Source organism: Aminobacter sp. J41, assembly GCF_000526635.1.
Taxonomy (GTDB): Bacteria; Pseudomonadota; Alphaproteobacteria; order Rhizobiales; family Rhizobiaceae; genus Aerobium.
On the sequence record NZ_JAGL01000019.1, the window covers coordinates 34,950 to 53,933 of the forward strand.

Here is an 18,984-nt window from a genome sequence, read left to right on the forward strand (position 1 = left end):
CTTCGTCCCCGCGTGGTTAATGCCCGGTTAACATCTGCACTCAAAGGCAAAATTGCAGCGAAGCGTTAACCTATAGAGGCTACCCACAGAATGAACCGCAAGAGGACGGTCGGTCGCATGAGCAACGACAAACCACGCCCGGTTTCCGGCGAAATCATGACCGATGTCCGGACCCGCGCGGGCTTCGTCCGCGAAGCAGAAGACGTCATCGATGCCGACATCGAAGCGACCGTCACACCCACGCAGGAACACCTCGCGGTGGCACGGCGATCCGCCCCGAAAGGGCTTGATTTCCTCAGACCCGGCGCCTCGTCGAGGGCCGGCCGGAGAAGCGGCAGCGCCGTGTTCTGGACCATCGGTCTTGGCCTCGTCGCGCTGGCGTTCTGGACCTCGGGCGGTCATGCGCTGGTGCGCCAGCAGGTAGCAACGCTGAAGCCGGCGGCGCAGGCGGCAGGTCTGCGCATCGGCGACGTCACCAGCCGCGTCGAGCGGCATAAGGGACGCGATATACTGTTTGTGGCAGGACAGGCGGGTAACCACGGCTCAGCTGTCCAAACTTTGCCAAACTTGGAGATCGTGGTTAGATCGAACGACGGAGCCATGACAAGTTATTATTTGGGGACAAACGACGTGGCTCTCGCGCCCGGCGACCGCTATTCCTTTTCGAGCCGCGTGGTGGCGCCTAGAAACGGGGTAAGAACCGTCTCCGTAACTTTCCGGGAGTCCAAGCGCTGATGCCTATCGTACGCGGGAAGGAAATCGAGGTCCTTTACAGCGCCTCAACGATCGCAAGAAGGAACCTGGAGCTCGCCAAGGCGATTGGGGAGCGGGAGTATGAGGACCTCCTCGTCATCTCGATCCTGAAAGGCTCGTTCATTTTCGCGGGCGACCTGATCCGCGCGATGCACGATACGGGCCTTTCGCCGGAAGTCGAGTTCATCTTCATTTCCAGCTATGGCACCGGCACGACTTCGGGCGAGGTCCGCGTGCTGCGCGACATCGACAATGACGTGAAGGGCCGCGACATCCTGCTGGTCGACGACATCCTGGAGTCGGGCAAGACGCTGAAGTTCACCAAGGAACTGATGCTGTCTCGCGGTGCCAAGAGCGTGTCGATCGCAGTGCTGCTCGACAAGCGCGAAAAGCGCCAGACCGATCTCGACGCCGATTTCGTCGGCTTCGAGTGCCCGGACTACTTCGTCGTGGGCTACGGCATGGATGTCGCCCACGCGTTCCGTGAACTTCCGTTTGTAGGTATCGTCAAGGGAGACGCCTGAGTGGCCCGTATTCTGATTGTCGAAGACGACGATTCGGTCCGCACCTTCACCGCGCGCGCGATCGCCGCTGCCGGTCACGAGGTGGAAACGGCGGAGGACGGCGATCTCGGCCTGTCCCAGATCCGTGAGGCTGCAGGCAGCTACGACCTCGTGCTGTCCGACATCCGCATGCCGGCCATGGACGGCATCGAGATGGCCAAGCGCGCCGCGGGCGAATTCCCGGGCCTGAAGATCCTGCTGATGACCGGCTATGCCGAGCAGCGCGAACGCGCCTCGGACCTAGAGGAGATCATCATCGACGTGGTGCCGAAGCCGTTCACGCTGATGGAAATCCGCTCCAAGGTGCAGATGGCACTGCAGTAAGGGATCAGGTAAGTAAGGGCTTGGTGGCTTAGGGGAAAATGTAGGCCCTACTGCCCTAGCCCCCTACTCACCTACTCACCTATTCCCCTAGCAGAAATTCCAGATACAGCGTTCGCTGCAGGAACGACTGGTTGTCGTCGGACATCACCGACACGACCAGCTTGCCGTCGTCGCGCCGCCAGATGTCCAGCGCTTCCATATTGTCGATGCGCGAGGACAGGTCCGCTTCCATCAGCACTTCCCCGTCCACTACCGCGCCGGGGCGAATCGAGCCTCCGTCGATGCGGCGAAGGCGCATGCCGACGCTGATCGGCCGCGTGAAGCGGCGTTCGAGCAAGATGAGATCGCCCCCCTGCAGGAAGGCGCCATCGGTGACGTCAAAACTGTCGCTGCGCGCGACCTTGAAGATGCCCTTGCGCGGACCTTCGAGCACGGCGGCGAAGATATTTCCGTCGGCGTCGATGCTGCGCTCGGCAATGACGAGGCGCGCGCCCTTGAGCGGCGAGGCCTCCGGCGCCCGCACCACCGTCTCCATTCCAGCGTTATAGCGCAGCTCGCGGCGCGGGATGAGGAAGTCGAGATCGCGGACCGGTTTGCCAGCGCCTTGGGGGCCGACGCGGTACTCGGTCACCCTCGCCTCACGCTCGAACGAGACGGTCGCGACACCATCGTGAAAATGCATGCCCTCGGCGTCGACATGCGGCTTGTCATCAATGATCTCTCCGGCAGCATCGACCATCGGCTGCATGCGGAAGTTCGACACGCCGACCGGTACGCCGACCTGACGTTCGATGGTGCCGAAGAACCAGTAGCCGTGGTCGGCCACGCCGACGAAGTCGGACCCCGGCTTCATGAAGCGCATGGCGGAGAATTGGCCAAACTGCGAGGCACGTGCGCGCAGCTCGAAGCCACCAATGAATTCGAGCTTGCCGAAACGGTTGCTGCTGGCGCCGATCTGGAAGCTGGAGAACGGCACCGAGCGCGTCTCGATCGCGACCGGTGCTGCATCTTCTGCAATGGCTCCCGATGCGCCCAGCGCGCCAGCGAGAAGCCCTAGCGCAAGGACGAGAGCCTTCACGCCCGGCGGGCCATGCGGCGCACATCGCGCCGCGTTTCCTCGCCGAACAGCGAGGCAAGCTGTTCGGTCATCGCGCCGGCCAGTTCCTCCGCGTCGACGATGGTGACGGCGCGGCGGTAGTAGCGCGTGACGTCGTGGCCGATGCCGATGGCCAGGAGTTCGACCGGCGAACGCGTCTCAATCAGTTCGATGACACCGCGCAGGTGCTTCTCCAGGTAGTTGCCCGGATTGACCGACAGCGTCGAGTCATCGACCGGCGCACCGTCCGAGATCACCATCAGGATCTTGCGCTGCTCAGGGCGCGCGATCAGGCGGCTGTGCGCCCACAGCAGCGCCTCGCCGTCGATGTTTTCCTTCAGCAACCCCTCGCGCATCATCAGGCCGAGGTTGCGCCGCGCGCGGCGCCACGGCGCATCGGCCGACTTGTAGATGATGTGGCGCAGGTCGTTGAGGCGGCCGGGATTGGCCGGCTTGCCGTCCTTCAGCCACTTCTCGCGCGACTGTCCGCCCTTCCAGGCGCGGGTCGTGAAGCCGAGGATCTCGACGGAGACGCCGCAGCGTTCCAGCGTGCGGGCAAGAATGTCGGCGCAGGTCGCGGCAACGGTAATCGGACGGCCGCGCATCGAACCGGAATTGTCGAGCAGCAACGACACGACCGTGTCACGGAACTGCGTGTCGCGCTCCCACTTGAACGACAGCGGCTGCATCGGGTCGATCACGACGCGCATCAGGCGCGCCGTGTCGAGCACGCCCTCCTCGAGGTCGAATTCCCACGAGCGATTCTGCTGCGCCATCAAGCGGCGCTGCAGGCGGTTGGCCAGACGGCCGACCACGCCCTGAAGGTTCGCGAGCTGCTTGTCGAGGAACGCGCGCAGGCGGTCGAGCTCTTCCTCGTCGCAAAGTTCCTCGGCACCGACCGTCTCGTCGAACTGGGTCGTGTAGATCTTGTAGTCGATGTCCTTCGGCAGGTTGGCGAAGGGATTGTCCTGGCGCTTGTTCTCGCCCGGCGTCTCGGCATCGAGGTCCTGGTCGTCCGCAAGATCGTCGGCGCTGGCGTCGGAGGTCTCGGTCTCGCCGGTCTCCTGATCCTCGCTCGTCGTATCGCTTTCCTCGGACTGCGACTCCTCAGAGCCGGAATCGTCCTCGCCGCCTTCCTCCGAGTCTTCCTCGCCCTGCGGGGAGTCGTCGTCCTCGTTCTCGTCGTCGGCTTCCTCGTCCTCGCCAAGCTCCTCGGCCATCTCCATGGCAGCCAGCATTTCGCGGACGACACGGGCAAATGCCTGCTGGTCCTCGAGCTTGTCGACGAGGGTATCGAGATCGCCTCCGGCCTTGTCCTCGATCCACGGGCGCCACAGCTCCACGACCTGGCCGGCGCTCTCGGGTGCCGCACGGCCGGTCAGCCGCTCGCGCACGATCAGCGCAAGCGCATCCTCGAGCGGCGCCTCGGCCTGTTCGGTGATGGCGGCATAACTCGCCTTCGCGTAGCGATCCTCGAGCATCTGGGCGATGTTGTCGGACACACCCTTCATCGCGCGGCTGCCGATTGCCTCGACGCGAGCCTGCTCGACCGCGTCGAAGACCGAGCGCGCGAGCTTGCCCTCGGGGGCAAGCTTCATGTGGATTCGGGGGTCGTGGCGCGCACGCCGCAGCGCCATCGAGTCGCCAAGGCCGCGGGTCACCGCGACGTCGGTCGCGTTCGCCTTCTTCGGAAGGTCGGGTAGACGGGCGATGTTGCCGGCAAGAACAGGCTTGTCCTTGCTGAAGGAGACCTCCAGCGTGTTGTCGCCCGAGATCGCACGCATGGAGACGGACATCGCCCGCTTGAACGAGTCGATGTCGCCGCCCTTTGCGGAGCGGTTGCGCGTGTTATCTCCCGGACCTGCCATTCACATCGTTCCCATGCCGCGGTGGCGCCGATGCCCCACCGCCCCCAACGATTAAGCCAGCACCACGTTCGCAGCGCTCTCCGGCAATTCCTCGCCAAATGCGCGCTGGTAGAACTCGGCGACGGTCGCCCGCTCGAGCTCGTCGCACTTGTTGAGGAACGTCAGGCGAAACGCAAAGCCGACATCGCCGAAGATCTCGGCATTCTCGGCCCACATGATGACCGTGCGCGGGCTCATGACGGTCGACAGGTCACCGTTGATGAACGCGGAGCGTGTCATGTCGGCGACGCGGACCATCTTGTTGACGATATCGCGGCCCTTGTCGTCGCGGAAGTGCTTTGCCTTCGCGAGGATGATGTCGACTTCCTTGTCGTGCGGCAGGTAGTTCAGCGTCGTGACGATCGACCAGCGGTCCATCTGCGCCTGGTTGATCTGCTGGGTGCCGTGGTAGAGGCCGGTGGTGTCGCCAAGGCCGACGGTGTTCGCGGTCGCGAACAGGCGGAATGCCGGGTGCGGGCGAATCACGCGGCTCTGGTCGAGCAGCGTCAGGCGGCCCGAAGACTCGAGTACGCGCTGGATCACGAACATGACGTCCGGGCGGCCGGCGTCGTACTCGTCAAACACCAGCGCGACATTGTTCTGGTAGGCCCACGGCAGAATGCCATCCTTGAACTCGGTAACCTGCATGCCATCGCGGACGACGATGGCGTCCTTGCCAACGAGGTCGATACGCGAGACGTGGCTGTCGAGGTTGATGCGCACGCACGGCCAGTTGAGGCGCGCGGCGACCTGCTCGATGTGGGTCGACTTGCCGGTACCGTGGAAGCCCGACACCATCACGCGGCGGTTGTAGGCAAAGCCGGCCAGGATCGCGAGGGTCGTCTGGCGGTCGAACAGGTAGTCCGGATCGATGTCGGGGACGTGCTCGGTCGACGTCGAGTAGGCAGGTACGACCATGGAGGAGTCGAAACCGAACGTGTCTCTCACCGAGACGGTCGTGTCGGGCAGGTTGGCGATTTCACGTTCGGCCATAATGTTCAAGTCTCCACACGCGGAAGCTGGCACTCCGCCGGCAAATCCCAAAATATCCGGAGGCGTATCTAGCAGACGGAGGACCTAGCACAAACCCGCTTGTTTGAGCACGCGATATGCCTGCAGCACATCGCGTAACCGGTCTTCTGAGCCCCTGTCGCCACCATTTGCATCAGGGTGATGAAGTTTCACGAGCTCCTTATAGCGCGCCTTTATTTCCGCGCTAGTCGCCTTGGCGTCGAGGCCCAGTGTTTCCATCGCTTTGGCCTCAAGCGACTTCAGCTTGCGCTCGCGCGGCTGGTTGGCGGTGGCCTCGTCGTGGAACATGCCAAACGGGTCGCGCATGCGGTTGTAGTACCCTGCGGCACCCGAGCGCTTCTCCGAGAAGTTGGGCGAGAAGGCCGTCGCCGCATTCGCCCCCATCTTCCAGGTCGGGCGATGGCCAGTCAGCGCCTCCTTTTGGAAGCGAGCGATGTCGGAATCGGGCAGGCCGGAGAAGTAGTTGAAGTTCTTGTTGTACTCCCGGACGTGGTCGAAGCAGAACTTGAAGTACTCGCCCTCGCGCATCCGGCCGACCGGCGCGCGGTGCGTGCCCGGCTCGTTGCATCCGTCCCACTGGCAGACAGGCGCATTCGCCTTCGCCTCTGCCTGCCGGTCAGGGCGAATCCGAATCTTCTCGAAATATTTCGAATACGGTTTCATGCAGCTCAGATGAGAGGTGATACGGCGATTATGGGCCGTTCGCACCCTGATACAAGAATTGACATTTACGGGATCATCGCCCAACCGCCTGAATCGACCGCGACGGTCGCGCGTAAGCCACATATGGTGAAAGGAACCCGCCTTGTCCATCCAGTCGACGATAGAAGCCAAACTGAAGGAAAAATTTTCTCCGTCGCGCCTGGAGGTGCTCAACGAAAGCCATCTGCATGCGGGGCATCATCATGGTGACTCGGGTCATCACGCATCGTTTGACGGCACTGGAGAAACCCATTTCCGTGTCCGCATCGTGGCAGAGGCGTTCAATGGCCTGAACCGTATTGATCGTCATCGTGCGATCAATGCGCTGCTGGCGCCGGAACTTGCCGCCGGAGTTCACGCGCTGGCGATCGAAGCGGCTGCGCCCGGCGAACCGACTCGCTGGTAGGCGTCAGGACCCGGCAGTTTCTGCCGGCCGGATGCGAATTCGTGTAATGCGATTCTTTTCGCGCTTCATGACGATGAAGCGCTTGCCGTGGAAGGTGAAGGCCTGGCGCTCACGCGGGATCGTCTGCGTTTCGTGAATGACGAGCCCGGCGATCGTCGTCGCCTCCTCATCCGGCAGCTGCCAGTTGAGGGCGCGGTTGAGGTCGCGGATCGCCACCGAGCCTTCCACCACCACCGAGCCGTCCGCCTCCTGGCGCACGCCCTGGACCGATACGTCATGCTCGTCGGCGATGTCGCCGACAATCTCCTCGAGGATGTCCTCCAGCGTCACCAGCCCCTGCACCTCACCGTATTCGTCGACCACGATGGCGAAATGCACCTTGCGGCGGAGGAACGCGTTGAGCTGGTCCTGCAACGTAGTGGTATCCGGCACGAACCACGGCTTGCTGGCGATCTTCAGGATATCGATCCTGGAATAGTCGTTGCCGGCGTCGATCAGCGCGCGCAGCAGATCCTTGGAATGGACGACGCCGACGATGTTTTCCTTCGACCCGCGCCAGAGCGGCATGCGGGTGTGCGGGCTTTGCAGGAGTTCGCGCACCACGACTTCCGGCGGCGAGTCGACCTCTACCGAGCGCATGTCGGTGCGGTGGACCATCACGTCGCAGACTTCGAGTTCGGCGAGTTCGGCAATGCGGCCGATCCGGTCGTCGCGGGCGGTCGCGCTGTCGTTCAGAGGTTCCACGTCCGCATGGCGCGCATCGTCACCGCCATGAGTGCCTGGCTTTGCCGTCGGGCGCACCTCATAGCCGAACAAAGCCAACAGCTGACGATGAAACACCACTGCCAGTACCAGCAGTGCCAGGGGTCCAAACGTCAACGCCGCTTCGAATGGCTTCATGCGCGTCCCGGCTGAAGAATGTTCTGAAGGAAAGCTAGCACTTCCGAGGGCGGCACGTCTCGCGCAACGAACGACTGGCCGATGCCGTTCGTGAGGATGAAGGTCAGCGCACCCCGCGACACCTTCTTGTCCTGCGCGATAAAGTCGAGCATGCGCTCGGCACCCGGCAGCTCGCCTGGGATCTCCAGCGGCGAGACCGGCAGGCCAACGGCGCGCAGATGCGCCTCGACACGATGGGCGTCGTCCATCGAGCAGAGGTTCAAGCGGCTCGAGAAGCGATGCGCGAGCGCCATGCCGATGGCGACGCCCTCGCCATGCACCAGTCGCGTGCCGTCATACTGTGTCGCCGCTTCCAGCGCGTGGCCGAAGGTGTGGCCGAGGTTGAGGAGCGCGCGGTCGCCCGTCTCGAACTCGTCACGCGCAACGACCTCCGCCTTGGCGCGGCAGGATTCCGCAATGGCATGGGTACGGGCTTCGCCCCCTGAGAAAACGTCACGCCAGTTGGCTTCGAGCCATGCAAAGAACTCCGGCCGGTCGATCAGGCCATACTTGGCAACCTCGGCATAGCCCGCGCGGAACTCGCGCTCCGGCAGCGTGTCGAGTACGCCCGTGTCGGCCAGCACCAGGACCGGCTGCTGGAATACGCCGACGAGGTTCTTGCCGCGCTGGGTATTGATGCCCGTCTTGCCGCCGACCGACGAGTCGACCTGCGCGAGCAGCGATGTCGGCATTTGGATGAATTTCATGCCCCGGCGAACGATGCCCGAGACGAAACCGGCGAGGTCCCCGACCACTCCGCCGCCCAGCGCAATGACGACATCGCCCCGCTCGAACTTTGCCGCCAGTACCTCGTCGACGACGCGTTCGAGCGTCGCAAAGTTCTTCGACTTCTCGCCCGGCGCTACCTTGATGATGGTCGCCGCGATGCCCGCCCCTTCAAGGCTCGCAGCCAGCGCAGTGCCATGCGCGGCGGCGACATTCTCGTCCGTGACGATGGCAGCGCGCGCCTTCGGCAGCCGTTCGCCAATCAGACGGCCAGCGTCAGCGATGAGGTTGGGGCCGATCAGGATGTCGTAGCTGCGCGAGCCAAGCTCGACCCGGACGGTGCGTTGCTGCAAGTTGGTCATGCCGGGTTCCCGTCTTCCTGAGAGGCCGCGTCAATGCGTTCAAGATGTGCGAGTAGCGCTTCCATCGCCTCGCCGGCGATAACCTCTCGGCGCGCATCACGCGTCTGCACGGTGATGTCCGCCAGCGCATAGACCGGGTAGCGGTCGTTCATCAGCTTCTGCATGACCCCGCGCGGATCCGGGTTCTTGAGCAGCGGACGGTTCTGGCGCTTCGAAACGCGCTCCATCAGCGTGTCGAGATCGGCCTTCAGCCAGATCGAGATGCCGCGCTGAGCGATGGCCTCGCGCGTCTGCGCGTTCATGTAGGCGCCGCCGCCGGTAGAGACGACTCGCGGCCCTTCCTGCAACAGCCGTTCGATAACCCGCTGTTCGAGCGCGCGGAATTCCGGCTCGCCGTATTTCTCGAAGAGCTCCGGCACCGTCATACAGGAAACGGTTTCAATCTCATGGTCGCTGTCGATGAACGGCAGGTCGAGGGCGGCGGCAACCTTGCGACCGATTGCGGTCTTGCCCGCGCCCATCAGGCCGACGAACACGATCACCCGCTGACCGAGGCGTTCGCGAATGGATGCTGCGATGTCCGGAAATGCGTGCTCTGTCATGCTCTCCGCCTTTCACGGCGGTAACGACATGAAAAGGTGCACCTCGTCAAGCACCGGCAGGACGATGTCCCGCGTGCTTGCAATGCCAACGCACCGGTCCCATAACGGGACAAACCTTCCGGACCCCGAGAATCGGACTGCTGATGCCCACCCTCTTCCGGTTTGTGACGACCCTCATCTTCCTCGCGGCGCTCATCTATGGCGCGATGTACGCGGTAGTTCTCTATGTCGAACCCAACAAGGGCGAGATGACGGTGCGGATTCCTGCGGAGAAACTGAATCAGGCTCGCTGAAGCAGCCGCAGGATCTTTTCGAAATAGGCGAGGAAGAAATGCCAGCGGCTCTTCGGAGCCGCACCGCGGGGCGATGCGGCCCGGTGATCGGCCATGGCCATGCGCGCAGCCTCATGAACCAGGTTCATCTGACTACTCATTGCTCCTCCTCAGAGTGACCTTCTGCGCCCTCGCAACGCCACGTCGCGAGATGAAGTTCCTCCGCAAAAAATTTTTGGCGAAGGCGGAACCGAAGATCAACACCTACGTTAAGTGGATGACGGTCCCGCTACGTGCAGCCCCTCTGAACGCCCCCCCAAATCGCACGTAGCGGGGCTGTCGAATTCAGAAAGTCAGACGTGCAGTGCCGGCCAACAGGTCGGCTTTTTCGTATTTGGCATCCGGGAGAGGTACAGGCCGGGAGGCCTCAGCTTTCGAAGTTTGCTGCCGGCACTACCAGGCGATAGTCGAGGCGCTTGTCGCCGACGCTGAGTTGAGCCTTGCCGTCAAGAGAGAGCGGCACAACGCGCTCCAGCGCAACGCTGCCAAAGCGGCGCTCCTCGCGCATCTCACGCGCATCGGTTTCCTCGCACCACTGCAGGATCAGCGATGGTGCGGCCTCCCCATTCGTCTTTTCGATCTGGCTGGTCAGGATGACCCGGCCATTCGGCTTCGAGAGTGCACCGTGGCTCAGCGAGTTCACGACCAGTTCGTGCAGGGCAAGACCGATATGCAACGCGGCGTTCGGGTTGAGATAAACGTCGTTGCCGTCGAACCGCACCTCATTCCCGGAATCGGTCAGGAAGCGATTGACTTGACCGTCGACCAGCTCGCTCAGCATGGCGCCACGCCAGTTGGACGAGGTGACAAGGTCCTGCGATGAAGCGAGCGACTGCAGCCTGCCGCGGAAGCGTTCGAGAAACGTTTCGATGCCGGACGAGTAGCGACCGGTCTGGGTGGCGATCGCCTGGATGATGGCTAGCAGGTTCTTGGAACGGTGGCTGACCTCGCGCAGGAGCGTGCGCAGCGTCTGCTCGCGATTCTTGCGCTCGGTGACCTCGACGATTGTGGTGACTATGCCCTGGATAACGCCGTCGTCGTCGTGGTCGGCATCGATCCACATATCGTACCAGCGCGCGCCCTCGGCGACGCTGTCGCGAAACTCCATAGTCTCCTGCACGCCGCTGGCGAGCACCGCGCGCTTCAGTTCAAGCGCGCGTTCGGAGGCGAGAGGCGGAAGAAATTCCCCGTCGGTGCGCCCGGCAACGTCGCCCTGGGCCCATCCTTCGGGAATGTTCTGGGCCCATCGGACCCTGAGGTCCGGAGTCTGATAGATGACGATGATACCTGTATTGCGCAGAGCGCGCAGCAGGCCGCGTCTTACATCCACTGTTGCACCCCGTTTAGCATCAACTGCATGTCGACATGCTCCCAATGGGTATTACGCGTTCAAAATGAACGAATAATCTCTCAAGTAGTTCCTTGACTGCAATATTCGACAGCAGCGGCGGAGCGCACTCTGAGGGGTATGCGCGCTCCGCCTCTCCGGCCGGGTTGGAGACCTACCCGCGCCGAAGCAGGTGCCTAACCCGCACGGCGCATGAGGCCTGCCACCAACGAGATCACCAGGAAGACCAGGAAGATGAAGAAGAGGATCTGGGCAATTCCGGCGGACGCCCCTGCAATTCCACCGAACCCAAGCGCACCGGCGATGATGGCCACGACGAGAAAAACGAGTGTCCAGTAGAGCATGACCTATCTCCTTGAAATTTGTAAATGAATAACGGCTCGTCGCCACTTTGGTTCCGCATGCTCTGCCCCATCGCAAACAGGCCGCACAAGGCGGCCTGAAGCGTCAGAATTTTGGCGGAACGATGTCAGGCGGCGGCTTTGGCCTGCCTGTCGAAGAAGAGCGCCTGGCTGATGAGCGCCTTCACCATATCGGGGTTGAACGGCTTCGTCACAAGGAAGGCCGGCTCTGGCCGTTCGCCGGTCAGCAGACGCTCCGGGAAGGCAGTGATGAAGATCACCGGAACCGGCGTGCCGGCGAGGATCTCGTTGACCGCGTCGATGCCGGAGGAACCGTCGGCCAGCTGGATATCAGCCAGCACCATCTTCGGCTGCTTGGACGCGAACATCGCCACAGCTTCCTTGTGGGTGCGGGCGGTACCGACCACACGGTGGCCAAGGCTCTGGACCATTTCCTCGATGTCCATAGCAATCAGCGGCTCGTCCTCGATGATGAGGATGTCGGTCGCAACCTGGCGCGAGATCTCCTCGCTTGCTTCGGCGAGAAGCTGCGAGAACTTCGCCTCATCCACATCCAGCACCTCCGCGGCCTCGGCCTCGGAGAAGCCTTCGACCGCAACGAGCAGGAAGGCCTGGCGCGGCAACGGTGCCAGAGCAGCAAGATTTGCAGACGCGCGGCTTTCCCAGCCGGGCTGCGCCTCCTCTGCCGGAACGCGCACGTTCACCGAGGTGAAGAGCCGGGTGAAAATCCGATAAAGCGCAATGCGATCGCTGGAAAGTTCAGGAAATACGCTTACGTCGGCAATGATGGCCTCAAGTGTTGCGGCAACAAGCGTGTCGCCACTTGACTGAGAGCCGGTCACAGCGCGCGAAAAACGCCTCAGATACGGTAGATGCGGCGCAATCCGTGCTGAAAGGCTCATAGAAATCGTCTCCCTCAATGACGCAAGATTAGCCCCGTTACGGGGCCTTGAGGCAAACAAACGCCAGCTGAAGAAAAAAGTTCCGCGCTTGTGGGAACGATTGTGCATATTCCGCGTTTCCTGAGCAACCCTGCCAAGGGTGGGCGTGAGCTATGGCATAGAGCGCTGTGAAGCGTGAAGGGAAATCAAGCTAGCGGGGGCGAAAAGAGCCAGCATGAAATCCAATACGATGGCGGCCGCGGGAGGCCGCAAACAACCGACAAACCAGGCCGACCCTCTCGGACCCAATTCCGAGATCGGCCGCAAGCTCAAGCAATATTATGACGACCTTGTCTCCGAGGAAGTTCCTGATCGGTTCGCAGATCTTCTGCGCCAACTAGATGAGCGGACTCAGCCCCAGCCGGCACGCGACGGAGAATAGTCATGACCCAGGCCGATACCGGGAGCGGATCGAGCTTCAAGAGCGAACTCTTGGGCGCAATTCCAAGTCTGCGCGCATTTGCGATGTCGCTTGCACAGAACGCCGACAAGGCGGACGATTTGGTGCAGGAGACACTCGTGAAGGCGTGGGACAAGCAGGCCTCGTTCCAGCCCGGCACGAACCTGAAGGCTTGGGTTTTCACTATTCTGCGCAACGAGTTCTACTCGCAGATGCGCAAACGAGGACGCGAGGTGCAGGACAGCGAGGGCATTATGACAGAGCGTCTCGCGGTCCACCCCAGCCAGCACGGCTCGATGGACCTCGACGATTTCCGCACCGCGCTTGAAACGCTCCCCGAGGATCAGCGCGAGGCGATCATCCTGATCGGTGCCTCCGGCTTTTCCTATGAAGAGGCGGCGTTGATCTGCGGTGTGGCCGTCGGCACGATCAAGAGCCGTGTCAGCCGCGCGCGCAGCCGCCTGCAGGAAATTTTGGGCGTCTCAGGCGAGGCTGACTATGGCCCCGATTCGATATCGGCCCAAGTCATGGGCTCGAGTGCAGCCTGATATCGCGACTGGAGGCGATTGCTGCTTCCAGCGCGCGGATAAGGTCGGGACCGGCGAAGGGTTTGCCCACCACTTCGACACCCGAAAACTCGCTGAACATTTGCGCATCGTCCGCATGGCCGGTGGCAAACACGAACGGCACGTTCTGCTCCCGCAACTCCTTCGCAAAGTCGAAGGTTGGCGTTCCGGACAGCATCACGTCGAGCACTGCCGCGTCGATCCTGACGTCGGCGAACGCCCTGAGATCATTGAAATTACGGACGATCGAGACGCTGGCCGCCCCCTGTTCCCGGCACAGATCCTCCACATCCATGGCAATCAGGAACTCGTCCTCTAGGACGAGAACATGAAGCCCGTTCAGCGGCATCGTGTTCAACTGAGCGCCTCCCTGTGCTGGGTTAAGTTGTGGCGCAGCAGGCAGCGCTTGTCGATCATTAAGAATAAATTCTCGGATGACGCAACGGAAGTTGAAGATCTCCCGGCAGAGGCACGACCTTCTTCTTTGCTTCATCTACCGACGGCGTTGAGCTAGCCTGTCGTTGGCGGGCGCCGGAACCCCGGCTTCACCCGTGCGTTGATCACCGTTTAGCAGTCAAGGAGTTTGCAATGGCAACAGGACCACGGGCGGCTGCCGGAGCCGGCGCCGAAAACACCACCACGTCAGTAGCCGACCTGGAAGCCGAAATTGCACGGCTTCGCGCAGACGTTGCGGCGCTGGCAGAGCAGCTCTCCCGAACCGGAGAACATACCTATTCGGCAGCGCGGCGGGTTGCGAGCGAAGGCGCAGAACAGTTGCGTGCGAAAGGCGAGGCGGCGATCGACGCGCTCAAGTCCAACGCCAGCGAAATCGAACAGCAGATCGCCGAGGCCGTGCGCGAGAAGCCGATCACTGCGCTCGCGATAGCGGCCGGCATTGGCTACCTCCTCGCGGTCCTGCGTCGCTAGGGCCGCCCCATGCTGACCACACTCATTACCGGCCTTGTCTCAGGCGAGGCAGCGGAGTCGCTTGGCCGCATGCGCAAGGCGCTGGTGATGTACATCATCGCCGGCGCTCTTTTGCTGTGCGGCGTCACCTTCCTGCTGCTCGCGGCCTTCATTGCCGCGGCGCGCAGATTCGGTGCCATTGAAGCGGCGCTTGGCTTCGGCGGCGCATTCGTACTGGTCGCGCTGCTGGTGTTGCTGATCCATCGTCTATCGGCAAAGTCGAAGGCAAAGAAAGCCGCCCAGCGGCGCCAGAGCGAGATGGCGGCAGTTGCGAGCGCAGCTGCGGTCGCTGCGCTTCCGACGCTGTTGTCGAGCAGCAAGGGCCGCTCGGCGGCGCTGTTGGCGCCTGCACTTGCGGCTCTCGGCTGGGCAATCTGGCGAGAGAACACCCGCAGCCGCCGGAAAATGAGCCGCGAGGGGCTGTGAGCCGGAACAAGCGTGAGAGCCGCGCATTCACTCCGGGAGACCACTAGTCACCCGGAGTTTTTTACATGGAAAGAAAAATTGAGCCGAACAAGGCCCGCCAGGGCCGCAGCGGCTGGCCGGTTCTGATGATCCTGATCTGCGCGCTGGTGCTCGTGGCGATCGGCTGGGTTGGCGTCGAACTTTTCGGCGAGGCGATCGAGCCTTCCAACACCGTCGGCGGCGATCCGAGCCAAGCCCCGGCTCCCGCAACGCCGACCAACTAACTGGCCGACAGCGCCTCGGAGGGCACCAGAACGTAGAGTGCCCCCGGCAATATCTTCAGGCGCGTCACGGTATCGATGGGGCAGATTTCTCCATCAATGGCACAGCCGTAGCGCTTGTGCGGGGAAAGCAGGCGCAGCACTACCTCATGCGCCTGCATCACCTCGATCGTATCGATGGCCTTCCAGCGCCCGAGCGCTACCTGGATCGCCATGCGAAAGATGTCGCCCGGCCGCCGCGCGCGGGTGACATAGACGCCGAGCACCCCGCCTGCCGGATCGTCGGCATAGGGCAGATGCCCCTCCCCGAACACATTGTTGCTAATACCGATTCCGGCCGTCTTTCGTCCGATCCCCACGCCATCGAGTTCGAGCTCGACGCGCAGCCGAGGCGGCCTGAACATCGCCTTCAGCCCGGCGCGTACCGACGCCCAGATTTTGCCGATCCGCGAATTGAAAACGTGCTGTTCGCGAATGCGGATGACCTTGGCATGCAGACCAATCGAGAACTGGTGGACGAAGATGCGATCGTTGGCGGTCGCAAGGTCAACCTTGCGAATGACGCCGGTTGCGAAGGCCGCCACTGCTAGATCGAGGTTTTGCGGAATGCCCAGGCTGCGAGCGAAAAGGTTCATGGTTCCCGCGGGCAGGATCGCCAGCGCCTTGTCGCTGCCCATCAGCTTTCCTGCGGCCGTCGACACCGAGCCATCCCCACCGCCCACCATGATGACGTCGCAGTTGCTGGCAAGCGCCTGGTCGAGGTGTTCCTCGAGATCCTTGCCCTCGATAATCGAAACATCAGCTTGGTGACCCGCTGACTGAAACGCTTCGCGCAGCTCGTCCTCGAACCGCACAAGATCAAGGGTCCGCAGCGTGCCGCCGTCCCTGTTGAGGATCACCTGAAAACGCATTCGCCAGCAACGTTGCCACGATCATTTCGTTCCTCCGCACGAATGGCGGGAACGATTGAAGTTGCGGCGGAACTTGATGGGCCGGTCAACGTTGTCGACCTGTGAAGGCCGCGCCCCGGGCCTCCCTCTGCGAAAGTTTGGCCGGGACGCGGTCGTGCAAAGGAACATGCACAAGGAGACTCTAACATGATCCGCAATCTCTTGGCGACTACCGCAATTGCCACCCTCGTCGCCACCTCCGGCGCATTCGCGCAGGCGACCACGACCACCGAACCGATGGCCCAAACCGAGCAGGCTGCTCCGAAGGTCAAGCATGCCGAAGGCTACCTCGCCAGCAACCTGATGGGTGAGACCGTCTACAACGGCACCGGCGACGACGCCGAGAAGATCGGCGAAGTCACCGATCTGGTCATCAAGCAGGACGGCCAGGTCGAAGCCCTGGTTGTGGGTGTTGGAGGCTTCCTTGGCATCGGCCAGAAGGACGTTGCCCTTGAGTTCGCTGTTGCCGAATGGGCGGAGCGTGACGGCGACGAATGGCTCGTGATCCCGACCAACAAGGAGGCGCTCGAGGCGCTGCCTGACTTCGACCGCTCTGCCTTTACGCCGCAGGATGCGACCGCTGAGGTTGGCAACACCACTCCGGCCACCGGCCAGGACATCGGCGTAGCAACAAACTCGTCGTCCGGCGCAGCAGCACCGGCGACCGACAGCACCGCAGCAGCCACCGCGGCTGACGGTGCGGCGGGCTCCTCCGACAACATGGCAGCCGCTCCCGCTACCGGTACGGACAATGCCGCCGGTTCTTCCGACACGACGGCCGCCGCTCCGATGACCGACTCCGATAATGCCACCACCGGCGCCGCCAACGACACTGCTGCCACCAATCTTGGCACCGACAGCACCGAGACTGCCGCTATCGACCGCTCGACCCTCAGCGACGTTGATGCCGGTTCGCTGAGCGCCGACAACATCATCGGCACCACGGTCTACGGTCAGAACGACGAGAACGTTGGCGAGATCAGCGACGTCGTCCTGTCGCAAGACGGGAAGGTTGAGGCGGTGATCGTCGATGTGGGCGGCTTCCTTGGCGTCGGCGAGAAGTCGGTGGCGGTCAGCATGGACAATCTCGCCTTCATGGCTGACGGCGACGGCAACCATTACCTCTACACTTCGATGACCCAGGAACAGCTGGAAGCCCAGCCGGCTTACGATGAAGGCACCTTCGCCGAGCATCGTGACGACCAGTTGCTGGTAGTCCCGGCACAGTAATCCGCGAGCGGCGGACCTGAAGCGGGCTCGCATCCCAGGATGCGGGCCCGCTTTTCGTTTGTCTTAGGCGCGATGTGCTAGCGCAAAGGTGCCGGCGACGCCGCCGTCGGTCAGGGCCGACAGGGCCAGCGACTGATCGAGATGGCGCGCCCGCCATTCGAGCAGCTTTTCGGCAAGTTCGACGCGCGCCGAGAGGTACGCCGGATCGTTGGCGACGTTGCGCGTCTCCTGCGGATCGTTGACCAGATCGAACATGACCGGCGGCAGCCCGCCGCCGAAGTGGACGTATTTGTAGCGCTCGGTGCGGATGACCGCGAGGTTGAGGCCCCGGGAGTCGACGCCGAAATGCGCCTCCATCTTGCCGCTCTCGACGGAGCGGAAGTCATGCTCCCAGTGGGCAGCGTCGCGCCAGTCCGTCGGCTCCTCGCCTGCGAGGAACGGAGTGAGCGCGCGCCCGTCGAGATGGGCTGGCACCTCCATACCCATCGCCTCGATCAGGGTCGGCATGATGTCGACCGCCTCGGTGAACTTGTTGATCTTTACGCCGCGTGCCTTCTGGCGAGGGTCACGGACGACGAGCGGCAGATGATAGCTGCCGTCGAAGAAGCCGCCTTTGCCGAGGATGAAGTGGTCGCCCATCATCTCTGCGTGGTCGCTGGTCAGAACGATCACGGTATTGTCCCACATGCCGGCATCCTTGATCGCCTGCCAGATGCGGCCGAGCTGGAAGTCCATCTCCGTGATCATGCCCCAGTAGATCGAGCGGATCAGGCGGAAGTCGTCTTCGGTAAGGTCAGACACCTTCGCATCGGCGCTCGGCACGAAGTTGCGCGCCTTCTGCGACGACATCGCCAGCGCATGCAGCGGATGGATAGCCGCGTCCTCGTCGCGACCTTGCGCGCGGGCAAAGCCCGGACCTGAGGCCGGATCGTACATGGTGTTGTACGGTGCCGGCACGACGAACGGCGGATGCGGGCGGATGAACGAGACATGCGCGAACCACGGGGCAGCCCCCTCCTGCTCGCCGAGCCAGCGGATGAACTCGTCGGTAATGAAGGCCGTCTCGGTCTCGTCCTTGGAGTAGACGGGCGCGGCGTTGGTGATCTTGCCCTCGGTGCCCGGTGCGACGTGGATCGCGGGCGAGCCCTTCGACACGTCGTGCCCGCGCGCTTTAAGCCAGGAGAGCCACGTCTTCTGATGCTCGGTCAGCAGCACACGCGTGGTGAAGCCCGGCAGGACGCCTTCGTAGCTGCGCAGGAACGGGTCGTTCGGATGATGCTGGCGCGGATCGGGGGACACGTCCGTGTAGCCGAACAGCGTCGGATCGTAACCTGCGCGACGAGCCGCGCGGGCGATGTTATCGTGGCGGTCGTCGAGCGGCGTGCCGTTCGAGCAGACCCGGTTCGTCATCTGGTAGAGGCCGGTATAGATGCACGCGCGCGCCGGCGAGCAGGGCGCGGTGCCTGCATAATGCCGCAGGAAGGCGACGCCGTCGCGTGCCAGCGCATCCGTGTTCGGAGTCTGTACGACGGGATGACCAGCAAGGCCGACACTGTCGCCGCGCCACTGGTCGCAGGTGATGAGGAGGATGTTTGGTCTGGTTGCCGAGGTGGACATTATGCGCTCGCGCTTTAGTTCATGCGGCGACAGCAATAGCATTGCCGGTATGGAAGTCACTCCAGGACGCATTGAACAATATCGGTTCAGTGGTTCACTTTTTCAGAACAGTCCTTAGCGTCGGCCCGCTCTACCACGAATGCACGAAATATGGCGGGGACAGCCGCCATCCGA

At 62.8% G+C, this 18,984-nt stretch carries 25 protein-coding genes; 11 read left to right on the forward strand and 14 right to left on the reverse strand.

Features of this window, described 5'->3' with window-relative positions; translation table 11 throughout:
- The first annotated feature begins 117 nt into the window (after positions 1-117).
- Genes L630_RS0113565 through L630_RS0113575 form a run of 3 tightly spaced genes read left to right on the forward strand, consistent with a single transcriptional unit; the run spans position 118 to position 1,640 of the window.
- Positions 118-735: a hypothetical protein gene (locus L630_RS0113565; RefSeq protein ID WP_024848793.1), complete on the forward strand. Its 618-nt coding sequence runs from the start codon at positions 118-120 to the stop codon at positions 733-735.
- Positions 735-1,277, forward strand: coding sequence for a hypoxanthine phosphoribosyltransferase (gene hpt / locus L630_RS0113570; RefSeq protein ID WP_024848794.1), 543 nt, complete (start codon positions 735-737; stop codon positions 1,275-1,277). Before L630_RS0113565 ends, hpt begins: the two co-directional genes overlap by 1 nt.
- Complete coding sequence (locus tag L630_RS0113575) at positions 1,278-1,640, forward strand: response regulator (RefSeq protein ID WP_024848795.1); 363 nt, start codon at positions 1,278-1,280, stop codon at positions 1,638-1,640.
- Positions 1,641-1,719: 79 nt separating this feature from the next.
- Here L630_RS0113575 and L630_RS0113580 read toward each other — a convergent pair whose 3' ends face one another.
- The 4 genes from L630_RS0113580 to L630_RS0113595 all read right to left on the reverse strand — a co-directional run bounded on the left by L630_RS0113580 (position 1,720) and on the right by L630_RS0113595 (position 6,338).
- Entirely contained in the window at positions 1,720-2,718 is a 999-nt protein-coding gene (locus L630_RS0113580) for an esterase-like activity of phytase family protein (RefSeq protein WP_024848796.1), read from the reverse strand.
- Positions 2,715-4,604 carry a cobaltochelatase subunit CobT gene (gene cobT, locus L630_RS0113585; RefSeq protein WP_024848797.1) on the reverse strand — a complete coding sequence of 630 codons (1,890 nt, stop codon included), beginning with the start codon at positions 4,602-4,604 and terminating at the stop codon, positions 2,715-2,717. The genes L630_RS0113580 and cobT overlap by 4 nt, the downstream gene beginning before the upstream one ends.
- 51 nt (positions 4,605-4,655) lie before the next feature.
- Positions 4,656-5,636: a cobaltochelatase subunit CobS gene (gene cobS, locus L630_RS0113590; protein WP_144705127.1), complete on the reverse strand. Its 981-nt coding sequence runs from the start codon at positions 5,634-5,636 to the stop codon at positions 4,656-4,658.
- 84 nt (positions 5,637-5,720) lie between these two features.
- The gene (locus L630_RS0113595; protein WP_024848799.1) at positions 5,721-6,338 is read right to left on the reverse strand and encodes a J domain-containing protein; all 618 of its coding nucleotides are present in this window, start codon (positions 6,336-6,338) and stop codon (positions 5,721-5,723) included.
- Positions 6,339-6,480: 142 nt separating this feature from the next.
- Between L630_RS0113595 and L630_RS0113600 the strand changes: the two genes are divergently transcribed.
- Positions 6,481-6,783: a BolA family transcriptional regulator gene (locus L630_RS0113600; protein WP_024848800.1), complete on the forward strand. Its 303-nt coding sequence runs from the start codon at positions 6,481-6,483 to the stop codon at positions 6,781-6,783.
- Between the two features lie 3 nt (positions 6,784-6,786).
- Here L630_RS0113600 and L630_RS0113605 read toward each other — a convergent pair whose 3' ends face one another.
- The 3 genes from L630_RS0113605 to L630_RS0113615 are packed head-to-tail and all read right to left on the reverse strand — an operon-like array spanning position 6,787 to position 9,412.
- Positions 6,787-7,662, reverse strand: a complete 876-nt coding sequence (locus L630_RS0113605) for a transporter associated domain-containing protein (protein ID WP_034330362.1) — start codon at positions 7,660-7,662, stop codon at positions 6,787-6,789.
- A 17-nt stretch (positions 7,663-7,679) separates the two neighbouring features.
- Positions 7,680-8,810, reverse strand: a complete 1,131-nt coding sequence (gene aroB, locus L630_RS0113610; RefSeq protein WP_024848802.1) for a 3-dehydroquinate synthase — start codon at positions 8,808-8,810, stop codon at positions 7,680-7,682.
- Positions 8,807-9,412 (reverse strand): shikimate kinase, encoded by a 606-nt coding sequence (locus tag L630_RS0113615; RefSeq protein WP_024848803.1) that lies wholly within the window; start codon positions 9,410-9,412, stop codon positions 8,807-8,809. Before L630_RS0113615 ends, aroB begins: the two co-directional genes overlap by 4 nt.
- Positions 9,413-9,555: 143 nt before the next feature.
- Between L630_RS0113615 and L630_RS0113620 the strand changes: the two genes are divergently transcribed.
- Complete coding sequence (locus tag L630_RS0113620) at positions 9,556-9,705, forward strand: hypothetical protein (RefSeq protein ID WP_024848804.1); 150 nt, start codon at positions 9,556-9,558, stop codon at positions 9,703-9,705.
- Here L630_RS0113620 and L630_RS22880 read toward each other — a convergent pair.
- From L630_RS22880 to L630_RS0113640, 4 genes are all read right to left on the reverse strand, one after another.
- Complete coding sequence (locus L630_RS22880) at positions 9,693-9,845, reverse strand: hypothetical protein (protein WP_156941763.1); 153 nt, start codon at positions 9,843-9,845, stop codon at positions 9,693-9,695. The genes L630_RS0113620 and L630_RS22880 overlap by 13 nt on opposite strands.
- A 266-nt stretch (positions 9,846-10,111) precedes the next feature.
- Positions 10,112-11,074, reverse strand: a complete 963-nt coding sequence (locus L630_RS0113630; protein WP_024848805.1) for a PAS domain-containing sensor histidine kinase — start codon at positions 11,072-11,074, stop codon at positions 10,112-10,114.
- Between the two features lie 194 nt (positions 11,075-11,268).
- Positions 11,269-11,436, reverse strand: a complete 168-nt coding sequence (locus L630_RS22485; RefSeq protein ID WP_024848806.1) for a DUF1328 domain-containing protein — start codon at positions 11,434-11,436, stop codon at positions 11,269-11,271.
- A gap of 125 nt (positions 11,437-11,561) precedes the next feature.
- Positions 11,562-12,356 carry a response regulator gene (locus L630_RS0113640; RefSeq protein ID WP_024848807.1) on the reverse strand — a complete coding sequence of 265 codons (795 nt, stop codon included), beginning with the start codon at positions 12,354-12,356 and terminating at the stop codon, positions 11,562-11,564.
- A gap of 229 nt (positions 12,357-12,585) precedes the next feature.
- Here L630_RS0113640 and L630_RS0113645 point away from each other — a divergent pair, with 229 nt between their 5' ends.
- Entirely contained in the window at positions 12,586-12,777 is a 192-nt protein-coding gene (locus L630_RS0113645; protein WP_256366549.1) for a NepR family anti-sigma factor, read from the forward strand.
- A gap of 2 nt (positions 12,778-12,779) precedes the next feature.
- Positions 12,780-13,343: a sigma-70 family RNA polymerase sigma factor gene (locus tag L630_RS0113650; RefSeq protein WP_024848809.1), complete on the forward strand. Its 564-nt coding sequence runs from the start codon at positions 12,780-12,782 to the stop codon at positions 13,341-13,343.
- Here L630_RS0113650 and L630_RS0113655 read toward each other — a convergent pair.
- Positions 13,321-13,710: a response regulator gene (locus L630_RS0113655; protein ID WP_024848810.1), complete on the reverse strand. Its 390-nt coding sequence runs from the start codon at positions 13,708-13,710 to the stop codon at positions 13,321-13,323. The genes L630_RS0113650 and L630_RS0113655 overlap by 23 nt on opposite strands.
- Before the next feature lie 239 nt (positions 13,711-13,949).
- On the opposite strand from L630_RS0113655, the gene L630_RS0113660 reads away from it, so the two are divergent.
- From L630_RS0113660 to L630_RS0113670, 3 genes are all read left to right on the forward strand, one after another.
- Positions 13,950-14,288 carry a DUF883 family protein gene (locus L630_RS0113660; protein WP_024848811.1) on the forward strand — a complete coding sequence of 113 codons (339 nt, stop codon included), beginning with the start codon at positions 13,950-13,952 and terminating at the stop codon, positions 14,286-14,288.
- 9 nt (positions 14,289-14,297) lie between these two features.
- A complete protein-coding gene (locus L630_RS0113665; RefSeq protein WP_024848812.1) occupies positions 14,298-14,753 on the forward strand; it encodes a hypothetical protein in 456 nt (151 codons plus the stop codon).
- Between the two features lie 65 nt (positions 14,754-14,818).
- Positions 14,819-15,016 carry a hypothetical protein gene (locus L630_RS0113670; RefSeq protein ID WP_024848813.1) on the forward strand — a complete coding sequence of 66 codons (198 nt, stop codon included), beginning with the start codon at positions 14,819-14,821 and terminating at the stop codon, positions 15,014-15,016.
- Here the strand turns inward: L630_RS0113670 and L630_RS0113675 are convergent.
- Positions 15,013-15,924 carry a diacylglycerol kinase family protein gene (locus tag L630_RS0113675; protein ID WP_024848814.1) on the reverse strand — a complete coding sequence of 304 codons (912 nt, stop codon included), beginning with the start codon at positions 15,922-15,924 and terminating at the stop codon, positions 15,013-15,015. The genes L630_RS0113670 and L630_RS0113675 overlap by 4 nt on opposite strands.
- A 186-nt stretch (positions 15,925-16,110) precedes the next feature.
- Between L630_RS0113675 and L630_RS0113680 the strand changes: the two genes are divergently transcribed.
- The gene (locus L630_RS0113680; RefSeq protein ID WP_024848815.1) at positions 16,111-17,193 is read left to right on the forward strand and encodes a PRC-barrel domain-containing protein; all 1,083 of its coding nucleotides are present in this window, start codon (positions 16,111-16,113) and stop codon (positions 17,191-17,193) included.
- 63 nt (positions 17,194-17,256) lie between these two features.
- Here L630_RS0113680 and L630_RS0113685 read toward each other — a convergent pair whose 3' ends face one another.
- Positions 17,257-18,810: an alkaline phosphatase family protein gene (locus L630_RS0113685; RefSeq protein WP_024848816.1), complete on the reverse strand. Its 1,554-nt coding sequence runs from the start codon at positions 18,808-18,810 to the stop codon at positions 17,257-17,259.
- Positions 18,811-18,984: the final 174 nt, after the last annotated feature.